This window comes from Arthrobacter sp. M4, from assembly GCF_020251205.1.
Classification (GTDB): Bacteria; Actinomycetota; Actinomycetes; order Actinomycetales; family Micrococcaceae; genus Arthrobacter.
The window spans coordinates 29458-42759 of sequence record NZ_JAIWYX010000025.1; the positions used below are offsets into that span (position 1 = coordinate 29458).

Genomic DNA, 13302 nt, shown 5'->3' on the forward strand with positions numbered 1-13302 from the left:
CTCCGGCAGGCACAGGAACCATGACGCCGCGGCCGGGTCCTAAGGCGCTCAGGGGGCTACCGCTGGGGTCACGGGCGGCGATTACCACAGCTGGCTACGGCGACCATCACCACCCCGTAACGAGACCCGCGTGAGCCAAGCAATGGCAAGACAAGGTCTTCACCAGAAACGACAGGAAGTTTGGGGACTCAACCATGACGTTCAACGCAGCAACAGCCCAGATTCGCAACGGCCACCTCATGGTCCGTGATGCACGCGAATGGGATGCCCTAGCACTGGCCTTGAGCAACGCCTACCACGGCAAAGATGACGAGCTCATCGAGCAGCTGCGGCCCTCGTTCGTACAGTCCTGGCGGACGGTAACCACCTATGTCCTCCGGGACACCTTCGACGCTGCCGACATCACCGTGACAGCTCCGGAACACTCGTGGGGAATCGCAACCCTATCCGCGCACGGAAGAAGATGTGAACCGCTACTGTGCGAGGTGGAGGACACTGACGATGGACGGGCCGAGGCCGCCGTGTACGGCGGCCTACGACTACTCACCTTCGAAGAAACCATGACCGCATACACGACGTGCCTACGCCGACTAATGCAGCCCTAAGAGAGGTAGCAGGCATGGTGAGCATGTTCGAGTCACGGAGGACCTTCGAGATGAACGGAACCGTGTACGAGCACGCCGATAGGCGGGCCGACTTCACTGGCCAGACCGTCCGCAGATTCACCTACGGCGAAGAACCCCAGGTGATCGCCCAGGTTCCCCTGGTCAACGGCGACACCCTCGAAATCCACGGGTACGCAACACACTGGACCCAGGACGAGGTTGATGTCGCCTGGACCGACGACGGCGGCAGCCAATACACCTGCTGGGTACCAGCCAAGGATGTCCGTCGGCCCGCGGCCGGCGAATGGCACGGCCACTATCTCCCTCACTGAGTCATCCCGAACAGGAGAGGGCAACGTCGCGTAGCCTTAGGCCGTAAACCTCCGCTTGGTCGCCAGCCGTCCTAAAGCGGATTGCGGCCGACAAGAGACAGGTGCCTAGATGATCCCGACAAAGCCTTCCAGCAAAGACGCGGTTGCCTGCGTGGGGGAACTCGTGGCTGGAATGTTCGTCGGATGCTCCCGCACTCCGCAGCGGTTTGTTGTGGGCATCGCTGACAAAGGCTTAGGCCTCGGTCAGGTGGAGGATGCCGATAAACCATCAGTGAAAGTATGCGGCGTGTGCTCACGCCATCTTGAAAGTCTGATTGCTTCCATGCGCAGCTCAGCCCCGGAATCACATCGCACTGAGCCCATGGTTTTCACCGTCAAGGAACTTCTGACCGTATGGGAGGACTTCTTTGAGGATTTGTACAACACTTTGGGCGGCGGCGAGTGGGATGAGGATATCCAGCGACGCTGATCCAGTAGAGGTGACTGTCAGGTCTCCCCACGTTCAAGGGCCCGCGCTACGGCCATGCGGCTCACGCCCAGGGCCTTTCCGATCTGTGTCTTGTTCTTCCCTTGCTGGTGGAGCAGGAGAGCGGCTTGTAGCCGTTCCGGTGTCATGACTGTAGGGCGTCCGCCAACGCGGCCCTGGGACCGGGCATGCGCGAGGCCGGCCATGGTGTTCTCCCTGATGGTGTCGATGCGCAACTGCGCGAACACGGCCACGATGCCGTAGAACGCCTTGCCCATCGGAGTGGTGGTATCGACCTCAGGTTCTGTCAGGGATCGGATGTTGATGCCGCGCTCTGCCAGCTCGCTAATGAGCTGGAACAGGTGCCACTCCCCCGACACCCTGTCGAGTCGGTGGACCAGAAGTGTGTCGCCGTCCCGCATGTAGTCCAGACATGCAACCCATCGGGGCCTGTCTCGGATTCTGCTGGAGTCCCCGTGGTCAGTGAATACCCTCGATGCTCCTGCAGCTTTGAGGGCGTGCTCCTGGTATTGCGGGTCCTGGTCTCGGGTGGACACTCTGGCGTAGCCGATGACGTTCAATGTGCGGCTCCTCTCTGCCCACAAACCTAGCGGCCACGGAAACGGGCAAAACCGTTTCGTGCAACGGTTTCGTGCGCTCTGTGGTGGGCGTGTCGCGGCCCGGGCGCGCAGCGCACGGAATCCGCCGTTACTTTGCACACCAAGAGACGACTTTGGGCTGTGGCCGCGCAGTACGCTTGGCTCTAGAGGCCCGGGCGGCAAAGCACTAGGGGGTTGAAGGGTATGCAGCTCACTGCGCGTATCAAAGAGGCAACGGACGGCCGGATCACATTGCGGGTTGAAGAGCTTCCAGAGTTGATCGTTCATGTCCGGACCATCCTGGAAATTCCCGACGCCATAGGCGACGCAGCCGCGCAGCTCACGGACCGGGACAAGAAGGACTTCGAAGTCGAACTCCACTTCTAGACGGCAATTCGCCCCCGCGCTGTATCGGCCCCTTATCGGTCACGAGCCTGCTCCTTCATTTCCGCGGTCCCGGCTGCACAGGCCTAGGGCTATGACACGCATCTGGCACGGCGCGTGGGCCGGGGTATCAAGCCCGGGCTAGTAGTCTTGTCTCGGACTCAAAGCGTGCATTTGATGCATCTCGTTTTGGGTCCTCGGTGTTGATCTAGACGGAATCAGGGTTCAGGTGTCTCTTCAAGTCGTAGCAGAACAGCCGGCTTCGGCCGGCTCTGTTGCGCTGCCTGGGACCCAAGCGGTTCTTGCGTCCGTGGCTGAGTGGTGGGCGATCCGAGCCGCAAGGGCCGGCCTGAGCGGAGCGTGGGCGGATGTAACGCAAGCGTTGGAGGCACAGCCCCCGTTTCCGTTGCCTGCCGTGCCCCGAATGGACGAAGTCGGCTCTTTCACGTCGTCGGAGCAGCTTGGACAGCTCTATGTTGAGTCACTCGCAGGAGCCGAGAGAGCAAAAGAAGGCAAGCACTACACCCCTACGATTTTGGCAGAGCGCCTTTGGGACATGACACGATCTGCCCTGGGTCTGCCGCGAGGTAAAGACCGGAGACTTCCCGGGCTTGTTCGTGACCCTGCCTGCGGCGCGGGCGCACTGCTTCTCCCGCCGCTGAGGGAACACCTGCGGGCGGCCTACAGGGACGATCCAGCCATCACGATGCGTAGTCTCGGCTCCCTTATCGCGGGGGTGGATATGGACCCGTGGTCAGCGTGGCTCACCAATGTAATCCTGGGGGCTGAAACACTTGCGACCCTCGCCCGCGTTCCAGAGGCGCGTCGTTCACCCGTGCCCGTTTTGGCCACGGCCGGGGATGGGTTGGAGGAAGGGCGCGAAAAAGCGGCAGCCACAATCATGAATCCTCCTTACGGCAGGCTTCGTCTGGCGGACGATGTGCGTGCTGGCTTTGCCCATGTCCTCTATGGGCACGCGAATATCTATGGGATGTTCATGGCTTCTGGAGCAGACAACACTGCCCAGGATGGTGTGTTGTCATGCCTGGTGCCCACCAGCTTCACGGCCGGCCGGTACTTCCACAAACTGCGCGGACACCTTGGCGAGACGATGCCAATGCACACGATGAACTTCGTCGACGGCCGCAACGGAGTCTTCAACGGCGTCCTCCAGGAAACATGCCTGGTGACGTTCAAGCGCAAGCCAGCACGACGAGTAAGAATCACCCGCTCGAACGGGCACGTAGAGAACGTTGGGGAGGTGCCCGTGCCCAAGGGCGACGGCTTATGGCTACTCCCCCGTGAATCGCGGGACGCCGCAATCGCAGCGGCTGCTGCCCGGATGACTCTCACGCTGGAGACAGCAGGCTGGCACGCCTCGACTGGCCCCCTTGTTTGGAACCGCCGTAAAGCGGATCTTCACAGCAGGCCCGGACGAAACAGGGCCATGATCCTTTGGGGCGCCGACATTGACGGCGGAGAAGTACACCGGGACGCTGCCCGTGACAAGGCACGGTTCCTCGCCCTCAATGTTAAATCGGACCTGAATGTCATGGTCCTGGAAGAGCCAGCTGTCCTTGTCCAGCGAACAACTGCCCCGGAGCAGTGCAGACGGATAGTGGCAGCAGATCTGAGCCAGGAGAAACTGGATTCCCTTGGCGGCAGGGTTGTCGTTGAGAACCACGTCAACGTCTTACGACCCACCGCTGCGGTTCCCCTTATCCAGCGCGCTACGCTGGCTCGAGTCCTACAGACAAAAACCATGGACCGGCTCATGCGCTGCATTTCAGGGTCGGTGGCCGTCAGCTCGTATGAAATCGACTCGCTGCCACTTCCCGATGCTAAAGTTTTGGCTTCATGGGAAGGTCTCGATGACCTTGAATTAGAGCGGGCCGTCGCGTTGGCCTATACACCGGGAGCCAAAATTTGAGCGACAGCAGGGATCTTATGCCCGTCATCACACGGGATCTTTGCCTTAGCCGACTCGAAATGGTGTTTCCCGTTGATGCCTTTCCTGGTGCACTACGAGGACAAATGGCTGCATCGGCAGTGGCTGCCCTGATCTGGGCCGGCTGTGTAGCCCCCACTGAGGACGGCGAACTTACACCCGATCTCCCCTATGCACGGCCTTCCACCGTCTTATGGATGAACGAAGAGCTCTTTGCCATCACCGATGAAGAGCGCCGCCGCCGCTGGTATAGCGTCTCCAAGAGCACAAAGAACAAAACCCATGAGCTGATGGCGTCCTGGGACATTGGCCTGACCCAATGGTATGCAGACAACTCACGCGAGCCGCTGAGAGATGATGTCTTCCACCCCTGGTCTGAGTTGGGAGCCATCCTGGGTGCGCCTCACCTGGATACAACCTCTCCAGCGCCGCGTTGGATCCTTCGCCGGAGTTTCGCACAACTCTTCGACCCGAGCCTCCACGGGGAAGAACTTCAGGAAGCCGTTGACACCTGGATTCAAACCCACATGTCCGCATCCGCCAGATTGCGGGCCAGTTTGGCAAATGCAAGGGCCAGGGCAACGCTAAGCGTTCCCGTGCGCATGCCGGACGGCACGACAAGGGATCTGGCCCCGGGAAAATCGTCGGAAATCATCCAGGGCGTTATTCAAGGCTGGGCCATCGTCAGGCTCAAAGAGCCTGCCGTCCTGGCAATTAGTGAACCCGGCGATAAGTTTCATAAGGCTGATGCCGCCATCTTTGCGGCGGCCGGAATCAGCATCGATGTCAGCGACCTGCTACCCGACATCCTGATCGTTGATCTTGGCACCACACCCATGGATGTCTGGGTCGTGGAGGTTGTTGCCACGGACGGGCCGATCCACGAGCGCCGAAAGCGGAAGCTCATGGAGTGGGCCGCCCAGCAAGGACTGCCACCCGAAAACCTGCGGTACCTGACGGCGTTCCTTTCCAGGAACCACTCAGCGGCTAAGAGACTCATGCCGTCATTGGCCGCGGGCACCCACGCCTGGTTCCTGGACGAACCGGAGATGGAACTGTCATGGGCGGAAATAGCCTCGACCATCCCGGATAACGTCGTCCAGCTCCCCAAAAAGGTTGAGACTTCGAGTGAAGGCGTTCGGGGCATCCGCACTGAACTACGGCATTCCTCAACGGACGGCCACCGCACCGGCTTGGGGCCAGGTACGACGGATACAGAGCTGTACGAGTATGACTGCCCCTGCGGGAAAGGCGCGGTCATCGAAGAGCACGAGAACGTCCCTGGCAATCAAGGGCACTACCGGCGTATCGCCTGCGAGTCTTGCAGAGCTGAGTGGGATTTCGTCCCCGGTCTCTCCGTTCGACAATGGCGGCTGGAGCGGAAAACTCCCTAAGCTGCCCCGCGAAAGCAGCGGTCCCCTGACATGGATATGTGCCACTGCGAACCGGATGCCATGACGACCGGCACTGTAGTTACCCCTCGTCTGTGTTTGGACGTGTGGAGGCCACCGTTACTTGGCAGCCGCCGGCCGCAGCTCATGGTGGTCCCGCCATGCCTGCTCGCCGTCTTCGTACTCCACTGTCCATTCGTCCACACCGACCCGTTCAACGATGACGGCCTGCTCCCAGGTGGGCCCCTCTCCCCTGAGGACTTCAACGGCGCTCTCGTCAGGGAACGGGTTGTGGCTAGCCAGGTACTCGCGGATTGTCTCGTCAAGCGGTGTCCGCCCGCCCTCGGGGGCCGCGTTGACCCACTGCTCCAAGGGATCGGTTCTGGCCCACCGCATTGCAAGGCCGGCTACATAGTTCGCCTCGCCGCTCATGGCTTGTCGTTGCTCCATGGCTCTTCAAAGGCGGGAGTACCGAACAAGCTCATGTACTCGCTGATTCCAATCTGGTCCTCGCGCCGTCGTCGTTCGTTCCGGACAACCGCAAGTCGCGCCACCCACTTCTCAAAGCCGTCTGCGCGGCGTTCCTCTGGTGTCCGCACCCGCCACGCCGGACTATCGAGCACCCCATAGAGAACCGTCAGGTTGGCGATGCAGGCCGTTAGACCGTTGTCGTGCTTTTCCAGCCCTGCCGGACTCAAGGTGGTCAGATCACCATCCCATGCTGGCGCCCCGGGGTGCCTTCCAGCACTGTCACGTTCCTCGTTCGTAATCATGTCCCCTCCTTGTGGATTCAGTGCTTCCGAGATCCGTTGCTTCGTCTTTTAAGCCACAGCCTCAGGAACCGGCTCAGCATATCTTCCGCCTCTGACAGGAATTGTCGACCGTCCGCTAGGTGGCCTACTGCTGGCGGTACTCTGCCCAGTGGGCAAGGACTGCCTGTTCCACAATGGCCCGTTTGGTGAGTTTCGTCTTGAACTTAGCGAAGTCGATCGTTTCGAAAACTTCATCGCTGACCTGGAGATTGAGGTCCCGTGGCGCAGCAGGCTTGGCCTTGTTGGCTGCCCTGGCGCCGGGGGCCGGCTGCACTGTCTGCGGCGGCTCGATAGGGTCCACGTGCTCGTCCGGGGCGGGCTTGATCTGTGCCCTGGTGCGGCGGTTACTCAAGTCCGGCTTGTTACTCATCGGATTACTCTCTTCGATAGTTCGGTGTAGGCATCAAGTACCTTCTGCCCGCTCGGGTAGTCGCCGTACCAGTCCCCCGTAAGGCGAACCTGCTCAACGATGGTCCGTTTCGGCACCGTCGGTGTGAGCAGGAGTCCTGTTTCTTCCAGGTCCTCGAAGGAAACACGCTCGACCGAGGGTGTTCCCACCACGCGATCGTCAACGGCGGCCGCGATGATCCCCAGCTCGTCCAGCGTGTGGGTAGCTCCGATGCGGGCAAGGTTTTTCTTGAACTGGGTCACGGTCTGCCGCGCGCCGTTCACGCCGTCCACACCATCTCCTGAGAGTTTTGAGGCGTAGACGATGGAATCGGCGGCCGTCAGCGCTCCCTTGATGAGCGGCCCGCCTTGCCTGTTGGGGCAGTCAATAATCACCAGATCGGATTCAAGGCCCACCAGCGACGTTTTTAGCCGGTACTCGGCACCGTCTGCATACTCTGCTTCGCGGTTGCTAACGCTGCGCGCTGCCGGGACGACACGAATGTTCTCTGACCAGGCAGGAACGACGATGCCCAGTTCCTCGGCATAGCCTTCGCAGTCGTCGTAGGCGAGGATGGCGCCGACGTGAAGATGGTCCTCCTCCGGCTTGATGCCCGCCCACTTCGTGGTGGCGGCCCGAGGGTCAAGGTCTACCAGCGTCACCCGGCGCCCGCTTCTGGCCGCGATGACGGCCAGCGATACTGCGGTGGTGGTCTTGGTGACTCCACCGCTCTCTGAGTAAATCGCTAGTACCTGCATAAGACGAATCTACATTCCTTCCAATCTACAATTCGGGAAATACACGCCTCGTGGTTTGTAGATTTCTATTTTTCTGGTTTTCGGCATTCCGTGATTGCTGGCTACTTCGGATCAACGGTGACGGGCACACTGGCCCAATAGAGGGCACCCCTCTGATCCATCAGCCGTTCCAGGTTTGGTCCGGCGTCGGTGCTGTGCAGATCGACGCTGCCTGACTCGGACAGCAGAGCAAAGCAGCGGCCCCCGCCAGCCTCGACGGCTGCCCACCACCCCGGAGGACTTGCCGGATTCGTGTCGTCCAGCATGATTTCCCCGCCGATCAGCAGCTGGAGTCGCTGCGACGTCGTGATGCGCAATTCGCCGTTTCCCTGCTGCGTCATGCCGCCGGCAGCGTCCCGCCATCCATGGGCGGTCAAATACCCGACCATCAGGGGCAGTTCGCGGACCCCTGCAATGAGCAGAGGCATTGCTGGAATGCCGCGCCCTGCCTGGATGAGTGCTTTCGCGTACATGGGCTATCTGCTTTCCGTGTCGAGCTGGGCGTGCACGCTGTCCATGAGTTGCGACAGGCCAGCGGCTTCCCAGGATCCGGGGCGGTTGTCCAGAAGGCTGTAGCCCTCTGCCACTTCCCGCTGCGCCTCCAGCATCCCCGCGTAGACGAGCTCGCCTATGTCGGTTCCGGCTCCGAGCTGGCGCAGGATCGCGTCTTTGATGGCTTCGACGTCCTCGTGATACTCCTGGCTTCGCGTCTCCAGTTCCTCGGGCGACTTGCCTGCGATGGCGCGGGCCTCAAATCCTCCGGGGATGATCTTCTGTGCCATGGGGTTCCGTTCTCCTTGATCGTTCGGGTTCCAGGGGCGAGCTGCCGGGCTGGCCGGGTCTGCATTGTGTCTGGATTTGCAGAAATCTTGTTTTGTAGATTTCTGGTTATGCTTCCGTGGGCTTCTTTGCTTTGAGTTGGGAGACTCGCTGGGTGGAAATGCCGAGCATGCGGGCGACTTCGGTAATGGTGAAGTGCTCGCTGAGTTCCGCGACGACGGCGCGTGATTCCGCAGCTCCCCGGGCGGAAAGCTCCTGGGCCTTCTCCATGTCCTCCCGCGCCTGCGTCCAGCGCTTCATGGCCTCATCAGGAGCCCGGAGCGTGACATTGATCTTGACCTCGTCGGGGTCGAGGTTGAGCACAGCGGCCGCAAGGTCCGTGGCCATGTCCTGGATATCCTTTGCCCTGCTGGCCTGGGTCACCTGGTCAAGCTCGTGGATGTGGATTTCCCACCACTTGCCCTCCTTGTGGGCAACGGCTTCGAACTCGCGCTTGATGGTCATCTTTTCCTCTCGTACTGCCGGGCGGTGGGCCGGTAGGGGCCTTGCGGCCCCTACCGGGAAGGCTACTGCCAGCCGCTCGGCGTGGTCGGCAGTCCCTTGGCAATCTGCCGGACGACTCCGGGGCTGAGGGTCCGGTGCCGGGGAACAGCAACGGTGGCTGTCCCGTCCGGCGAGGCCCATACGTCGTGCTTGCCCGTCTGCCGAATAATGCTCCATCCGGCCTTGGTCAGTTCCGCCTCGGCTTCTTTCCTTTTGATTTCCTTCATAACTCTATTCTAGCCCCCCTTGCATGTCAATTGCAAGGGGGGCTAGGAAAAACTAGTAGCTTTTAGGGGTTGCCGTCAGCGTTTCGGCTGCGGCCGCGACTTCCTGAGCCAGTGCGAGCGTCGCATACGCCTGCGCCATGCTGGCCTTGATGGCGGCGGCCACCGTGACGTCCGCGGGGAGGTTCTGGGATGCTTCGGTCAGAAGTGCGTTGGCCTCTGCAACGTACTGGTTGGGCATTGGTTTCTCCTATGGTGGGCTTGCGGGGCTTAGGACGAGCGGAGTTGGTAGAGGCCGCCGTATCCTTTCGGTCTTGGGTAGGGCATTGGCCATCCTCCGGCGCGGACGAGTCGGATCTCTTCGATGGTGTAGAACGGTTCAGTGACTCCGAGTTTGTGCATGTAGGCGCAGCGGCCGCCAGTCATCATCTCGTGTTCCTGGTCGAGGCGGGCCTGAACGCTGGGTTTGGCCCGGGCGTTCTCCGCGCCCCAGTTTGAATGGCAGGCGGGGCAGTAGGCGACTTCGTACGATTCTGCATCGAGGACGGTGGGGAAGCTCTGTGTGTCGAAGAGGGCGAGCTGTCCGGCCAATTCACTCATGGTCTTGGTTTCCTTTCGCGAGGAGAAAATTAGAAAAGGGTTTGCTGGGTCCATGCCGGCGGGTGTTCCTGGTCCAGGTGTTCGATCAGTAGCGCGGCGGCGCCCTCCGGAGTCGGTCCCCAGAACCTGGGGTTTTCTGTCCAGTGGCAGACCGTGCAATCCGCGTGCCAGTGGGTCAGCCAATCGGGACATCCCACCAGCGGAAACGGGCCGGAGCAGCACCACGATGTTGAGTCGACCCGTCCCCGTCCCTGGATCTTCTCGGCCTGTTCCTTGGTCAGTGCCATCAGGATTCCTTTCCGGTGAGGGCCAGAATTTTGTCGGGGCGGAACCCTGCCCATGTGTCGGTGTCGGTGATGACGACGGGGGCTGTCATGTGGCCGGCCTTTTTGAAGGTTTCGCGGTCTGCCTCAGTCATTTCCCGGACGCGGTACGGGATCCCCTGGCGGTCCATGGCCTTCTTCGTGGCGGTGCATTTGCTGCACTCGCGGCCTGCTTCGTCGGTGATCGTGTAGACGGTGATGCTCATGGTTCCGACTCCTTGGGGATCGGTGGTGGCCGGGGACCCCGGCCACCTTGGGCGGTTAGACGAGTTCGGCCGCTGCTAGGCGGGTGTCGAACAACTTCTCTGCGAGGCGGATCAGATGGGCGGGAGCGTCGGTGTCCCAGCCGTGTTCTGCGCGTCCTAGGTAGATCGCGTTTCCTGTGACCTCTGGCAGATAGAGTCCCGTTTCGCGGAGCAGTTGCGTGGCCCGGACATTGGGGCGGAGGTTGCTGCTGTCGGCCCTGAGGTAGACCTGCCAATCACCGCTGACGATGCATTCAAGTGGGCCATAGAGGGCTTCAAGCGTTCCGTGGCGAACGTCTTGGGCGGTGGCCGTGACTGCCTCGCTGAGACGGGCGGGGATGACCAGGGCAATGCATTTGCGGATCATGACATGCTCCTTCACTCGAAACTGATGGCGTTGGGGACGTAGGCCCTGAGGGTTTCCTTGTCGATCCAGAAGTGCTGGCGTCCGGTTCCCCCAGTGGCGGCGTAATCGCCGCTAAGAATGTTGTTCGTGGGGCTCTCGAAGGTTTGGAACCACTTGTCGCTGTGGTCAAAGGTGATCGCCGTGCCGTTGTCGGTGGTGGCCTTGGTGAGCATTTTCAGATTCCTTCCGGTGGGCTTCTTGATACTTCTATTCTAGCCCCCCTAGGAATTCTTTTGCAAGCCCCACTAGGAGATTTTTGGAAGTTTTCCGGATTTCTTTATGGGTAGATTTCTGGTTTTCTGCCTTTGTGGAAATCGGGACGTGCCGTGCATCGGCTCACGCGGCCGCGCGTTTGGTGGGGGTGATGGTCGCCGTACCCAGCTGTGGTAATCGCCGCCCGTGACCCCAGCGGTAGCCCCTGAGCGCCTTAGAAGCTGCTCACCGTGCAAGGCTCCGTCGCTCCCGAAACCGAACCCCGCGCGGCCGATGTGTGTTGTCCCGGCTGAAAGAAACCTGGCCACGGCGGCGGGGGAGTCGGCGGCGCCAGGCTTGGACCATGGGGAACTGTGCCGCTGTCAGCGATACTTGCTAGACCGAATCTCAAGAAGGAGTCCCATGGGGAAAGCAAGCCGTTTAAAGGCTGAACGTCAGCAGGTGAAAGTGATACGCGAGCCGATCACTGAGACTCACGAGCCGGAAGAGCCCCGCAACTGGCCGGACGGCCATGTTGGGGTTGCGCTGACCGGCGACGATCAGGGGGAATGCATTGAGGTCACGATTCACGGCGTCCGCCACTACCTCCACTCGACCACCGCGCAAGAGCTGAGCAAGATGCTCAGCTCTCGGATTGACGAGTGGAACGGGATCGCGGTGGCCGGGGGAGCCCCGGGCGTCTAGGGCCGGCCAGGAGAGTCGGCAGCGGCCGGCCAGGAGAGACGGGAGTCTGCCGCGAACCGCCGGCCGAGCTTGCGAGGCCGGCGGCGGCCTTTGGGCCGCCGCTTCCTGGTCTATTCGCTCTCTGCGGCCTTGCGGGCTGCCTTGACGGCTTCGTGTAGTTTCCGGGTGAACTCGGGGTCGGGTGTCCGGGAACACTTTTGGCATTTCTCCCAGCGGTAGCCTCTGCCTCCCGCGCCTTCGTAGGCCATGGTGAGTTTTTCGCGGCATTTCACGCAGTGGGTGGGGTGTTCTCCGTTGGTGTAGATCAGTGGTTCCGGTGCGATGGCGAAGAGTTCGCCCTGGCCTTCGAGCTGCAACATGGTTGCTCCTTTCGGTAAGGGGGCGGCCCGGGCGGGCCGCCCCGGGCCGCTCTAGGCGGCTTCGTCCTCTTCGTTGTCGAGGGCTTCCGCGAGTTCGTGGACGGCGCGGAGGACGTTCGCGGCGGTGGCCTTGACGGTCTCAATGTCGGCTTTGGCCCATCCGGCGACGTAGCCGACGCTGTAGGCGCTGGTGTCGAGTCCGAGCATTCCGGCCATCACGTAGGCCACGCTCTCGGCCTCGGTTTCCTTGACGCCACGGTGGGCCACGTATTCGGTGTGGTCCTCGTCGGCGTGCAAGATCACGTGTGCGGCCTCGTGGATGGCGGTCTTGGCTGCCTGCGCGGGGGAGAGGCCCGCGTCGATCACTACGCGGCGGGTGCCGTCCGTGGTGGTGTAGCCGTTGACTTCGCCGGGGATCTCTTCGTGGGTGACGGTCCAGCCGCGGGCGGTGAGAAATTCGGTGACCTTGGCGACGATGCCCAGATCATCGGAGCCGGTGAGTCGCTGCGCGGGGCTGCTGTAGTCCTCGGCCCCTTCCATGAGGTCGGTCTGTGAGATGTCGAAAACCGAGAGGATGGGGAAGCGGACTACGGTCTTTTCTTCGTCCTCGCCGGTGGCTTCGTTGGTTTCGGTGACCTTCTTGGTGCTGTAGCCAAAAATCTTGATGGCCTTCTCACCTTTGCGGACCTGACGGCCGAGGTCCTGCCATTTGCGGAACCCTGCAACGCGGCTGGCTACATTGCACTGGGAAAGGATGAGAATGACGTTGTTGAGGCTGTAGGCGTGGAATGCCTGGGCGAAAGCCAAGAACTTCATCCACTCATCCGAGCTGGTGAAGGACTCGATTTTGGCGGTGAGCTGAGCTTGCAGCGCTTCGGCCTGAGCCTTGCGCTCTTCGGCGGTCTTGCGGGTCTTGGTGGCAGTGGCCATGGTTTCTGCTCCTTCGGGATGGGCTGTTTTCTTATCTCTATTCTAGCCCCCCTAGGAACTTATTTGCAAGCCCCACTAGGAGATTTTTGGAAGTTTTCCGGATTTCTTGAAATGTAGATTTGTAGTCATCTGGATTTCTGCCTTTGTGGAAATCGGGACGTGCCGTGCATCGGCTCGCGCTGGCCGCGCGTTTGGTGGTGGTGATGGTCGCCGTAGCCAGCTGTGGTAATCGCCGCCCGTGACCCCAGCGGTAGCCCCCTGAGCGCCTTAGGA

The 13302-nt window shown here is 61.2% G+C and carries 24 protein-coding genes; 7 read left to right on the forward strand and 17 right to left on the reverse strand.

Translation table 11 applies throughout. From position 1 onward, the window contains the following. Positions 1-194 precede the first annotated feature (194 nt). From LD110_RS22040 to LD110_RS22050, 3 genes are all read left to right on the forward strand, one after another. Positions 195-605, forward strand: coding sequence for a hypothetical protein (locus LD110_RS22040; protein WP_225502080.1), 411 nt, complete (start codon positions 195-197; stop codon positions 603-605). Between the two features lie 14 nt (positions 606-619). Next, a complete protein-coding gene (locus LD110_RS22045; protein ID WP_225502081.1) occupies positions 620-937 on the forward strand; it encodes a hypothetical protein in 318 nt (105 codons plus the stop codon). 109 nt (positions 938-1046) lie between these two features. Further along, positions 1047-1406: a hypothetical protein gene (locus tag LD110_RS22050; RefSeq protein WP_225502082.1), complete on the forward strand. Its 360-nt coding sequence runs from the start codon at positions 1047-1049 to the stop codon at positions 1404-1406. A gap of 17 nt (positions 1407-1423) precedes the next feature. Here LD110_RS22050 and LD110_RS22055 read toward each other — a convergent pair whose 3' ends face one another. Then, on the reverse strand, positions 1424-1984 hold the full coding sequence (locus tag LD110_RS22055; protein WP_225502083.1) for a recombinase family protein: 561 nt from the start codon (positions 1982-1984) through the stop codon (positions 1424-1426). A gap of 222 nt (positions 1985-2206) precedes the next feature. Here LD110_RS22055 and LD110_RS22060 point away from each other — a divergent pair, with 222 nt between their 5' ends. The 3 genes from LD110_RS22060 (at position 2207) to LD110_RS22070 (ending at position 5728) form a co-directional block, all read left to right on the forward strand. Beyond that, positions 2207-2389, forward strand: a complete 183-nt coding sequence (locus LD110_RS22060) for a hypothetical protein (RefSeq protein ID WP_225502084.1) — start codon at positions 2207-2209, stop codon at positions 2387-2389. Positions 2390-2810: 421 nt separating this feature from the next. Further along, positions 2811-4316, forward strand: coding sequence for an Eco57I restriction-modification methylase domain-containing protein (locus LD110_RS22065; RefSeq protein ID WP_225502085.1), 1506 nt, complete (start codon positions 2811-2813; stop codon positions 4314-4316). Between the two features lie 104 nt (positions 4317-4420). After that, positions 4421-5728 carry a BsuBI/PstI family type II restriction endonuclease gene (locus LD110_RS22070; RefSeq protein ID WP_225502086.1) on the forward strand — a complete coding sequence of 436 codons (1308 nt, stop codon included), beginning with the start codon at positions 4421-4423 and terminating at the stop codon, positions 5726-5728. A gap of 117 nt (positions 5729-5845) precedes the next feature. On the opposite strand, the gene LD110_RS22075 is transcribed toward LD110_RS22070, so the two are convergent. From LD110_RS22075 to LD110_RS22140, 14 genes are all read right to left on the reverse strand, one after another. Continuing rightward, positions 5846-6157, reverse strand: a complete 312-nt coding sequence (locus LD110_RS22075) for a tudor domain-containing protein (protein ID WP_225502087.1) — start codon at positions 6155-6157, stop codon at positions 5846-5848. Then, a complete protein-coding gene (locus LD110_RS22080; protein ID WP_225502088.1) occupies positions 6154-6498 on the reverse strand; it encodes a hypothetical protein in 345 nt (114 codons plus the stop codon). Before LD110_RS22080 ends, LD110_RS22075 begins: the two co-directional genes overlap by 4 nt. Before the next feature lie 124 nt (positions 6499-6622). Continuing rightward, the gene (locus LD110_RS22085) at positions 6623-6907 is read right to left on the reverse strand and encodes a hypothetical protein (protein ID WP_225502089.1); all 285 of its coding nucleotides are present in this window, start codon (positions 6905-6907) and stop codon (positions 6623-6625) included. Continuing rightward, positions 6904-7683: a ParA family protein gene (locus LD110_RS22090; RefSeq protein ID WP_225502090.1), complete on the reverse strand. Its 780-nt coding sequence runs from the start codon at positions 7681-7683 to the stop codon at positions 6904-6906. Before LD110_RS22090 ends, LD110_RS22085 begins: the two co-directional genes overlap by 4 nt. Positions 7684-7784: 101 nt before the next feature. Next, entirely contained in the window at positions 7785-8195 is a 411-nt protein-coding gene (locus tag LD110_RS22095) for a hypothetical protein (RefSeq protein ID WP_225502091.1), read from the reverse strand. A 3-nt stretch (positions 8196-8198) separates the two neighbouring features. Continuing rightward, a complete protein-coding gene (locus LD110_RS22100; RefSeq protein WP_225502092.1) occupies positions 8199-8504 on the reverse strand; it encodes a hypothetical protein in 306 nt (101 codons plus the stop codon). Between the two features lie 106 nt (positions 8505-8610). Further along, positions 8611-9006 carry a hypothetical protein gene (locus LD110_RS22105; RefSeq protein ID WP_225502093.1) on the reverse strand — a complete coding sequence of 132 codons (396 nt, stop codon included), beginning with the start codon at positions 9004-9006 and terminating at the stop codon, positions 8611-8613. 62 nt (positions 9007-9068) lie between these two features. Next, positions 9069-9272: a type II toxin-antitoxin system HicA family toxin gene (locus tag LD110_RS22110; protein ID WP_225502094.1), complete on the reverse strand. Its 204-nt coding sequence runs from the start codon at positions 9270-9272 to the stop codon at positions 9069-9071. 52 nt (positions 9273-9324) lie between these two features. Next, on the reverse strand, positions 9325-9510 hold the full coding sequence (locus LD110_RS22115; RefSeq protein ID WP_225502095.1) for a hypothetical protein: 186 nt from the start codon (positions 9508-9510) through the stop codon (positions 9325-9327). A 29-nt stretch (positions 9511-9539) separates the two neighbouring features. Continuing rightward, positions 9540-9869 carry a hypothetical protein gene (locus LD110_RS22120; protein ID WP_225502096.1) on the reverse strand — a complete coding sequence of 110 codons (330 nt, stop codon included), beginning with the start codon at positions 9867-9869 and terminating at the stop codon, positions 9540-9542. 29 nt (positions 9870-9898) lie between these two features. Beyond that, the gene (locus LD110_RS22125) at positions 9899-10156 is read right to left on the reverse strand and encodes a hypothetical protein (protein WP_225502097.1); all 258 of its coding nucleotides are present in this window, start codon (positions 10154-10156) and stop codon (positions 9899-9901) included. Further along, complete coding sequence (locus tag LD110_RS22130; protein ID WP_225502098.1) at positions 10156-10398, reverse strand: glutaredoxin domain-containing protein; 243 nt, start codon at positions 10396-10398, stop codon at positions 10156-10158. The genes LD110_RS22125 and LD110_RS22130 overlap by 1 nt, the downstream gene beginning before the upstream one ends. Before the next feature lie 55 nt (positions 10399-10453). Further along, on the reverse strand, positions 10454-10804 hold the full coding sequence (locus LD110_RS22135) for a hypothetical protein (protein ID WP_225502099.1): 351 nt from the start codon (positions 10802-10804) through the stop codon (positions 10454-10456). Between the two features lie 11 nt (positions 10805-10815). Then, on the reverse strand, positions 10816-11016 hold the full coding sequence (locus LD110_RS22140; protein ID WP_225502100.1) for a hypothetical protein: 201 nt from the start codon (positions 11014-11016) through the stop codon (positions 10816-10818). A gap of 442 nt (positions 11017-11458) precedes the next feature. Here LD110_RS22140 and LD110_RS22145 point away from each other — a divergent pair, with 442 nt between their 5' ends. Further along, a complete protein-coding gene (locus LD110_RS22145) occupies positions 11459-11740 on the forward strand; it encodes a hypothetical protein (protein ID WP_225502101.1) in 282 nt (93 codons plus the stop codon). A 110-nt stretch (positions 11741-11850) separates the two neighbouring features. On the opposite strand, the gene LD110_RS22150 is transcribed toward LD110_RS22145, so the two are convergent. Further along, a complete protein-coding gene (locus tag LD110_RS22150) occupies positions 11851-12099 on the reverse strand; it encodes a hypothetical protein (protein WP_225502102.1) in 249 nt (82 codons plus the stop codon). Positions 12100-12150: 51 nt separating this feature from the next. Then, on the reverse strand, positions 12151-13029 hold the full coding sequence (locus LD110_RS22155; protein ID WP_225502103.1) for an ArdC-like ssDNA-binding domain-containing protein: 879 nt from the start codon (positions 13027-13029) through the stop codon (positions 12151-12153). Positions 13030-13302: the final 273 nt, after the last annotated feature.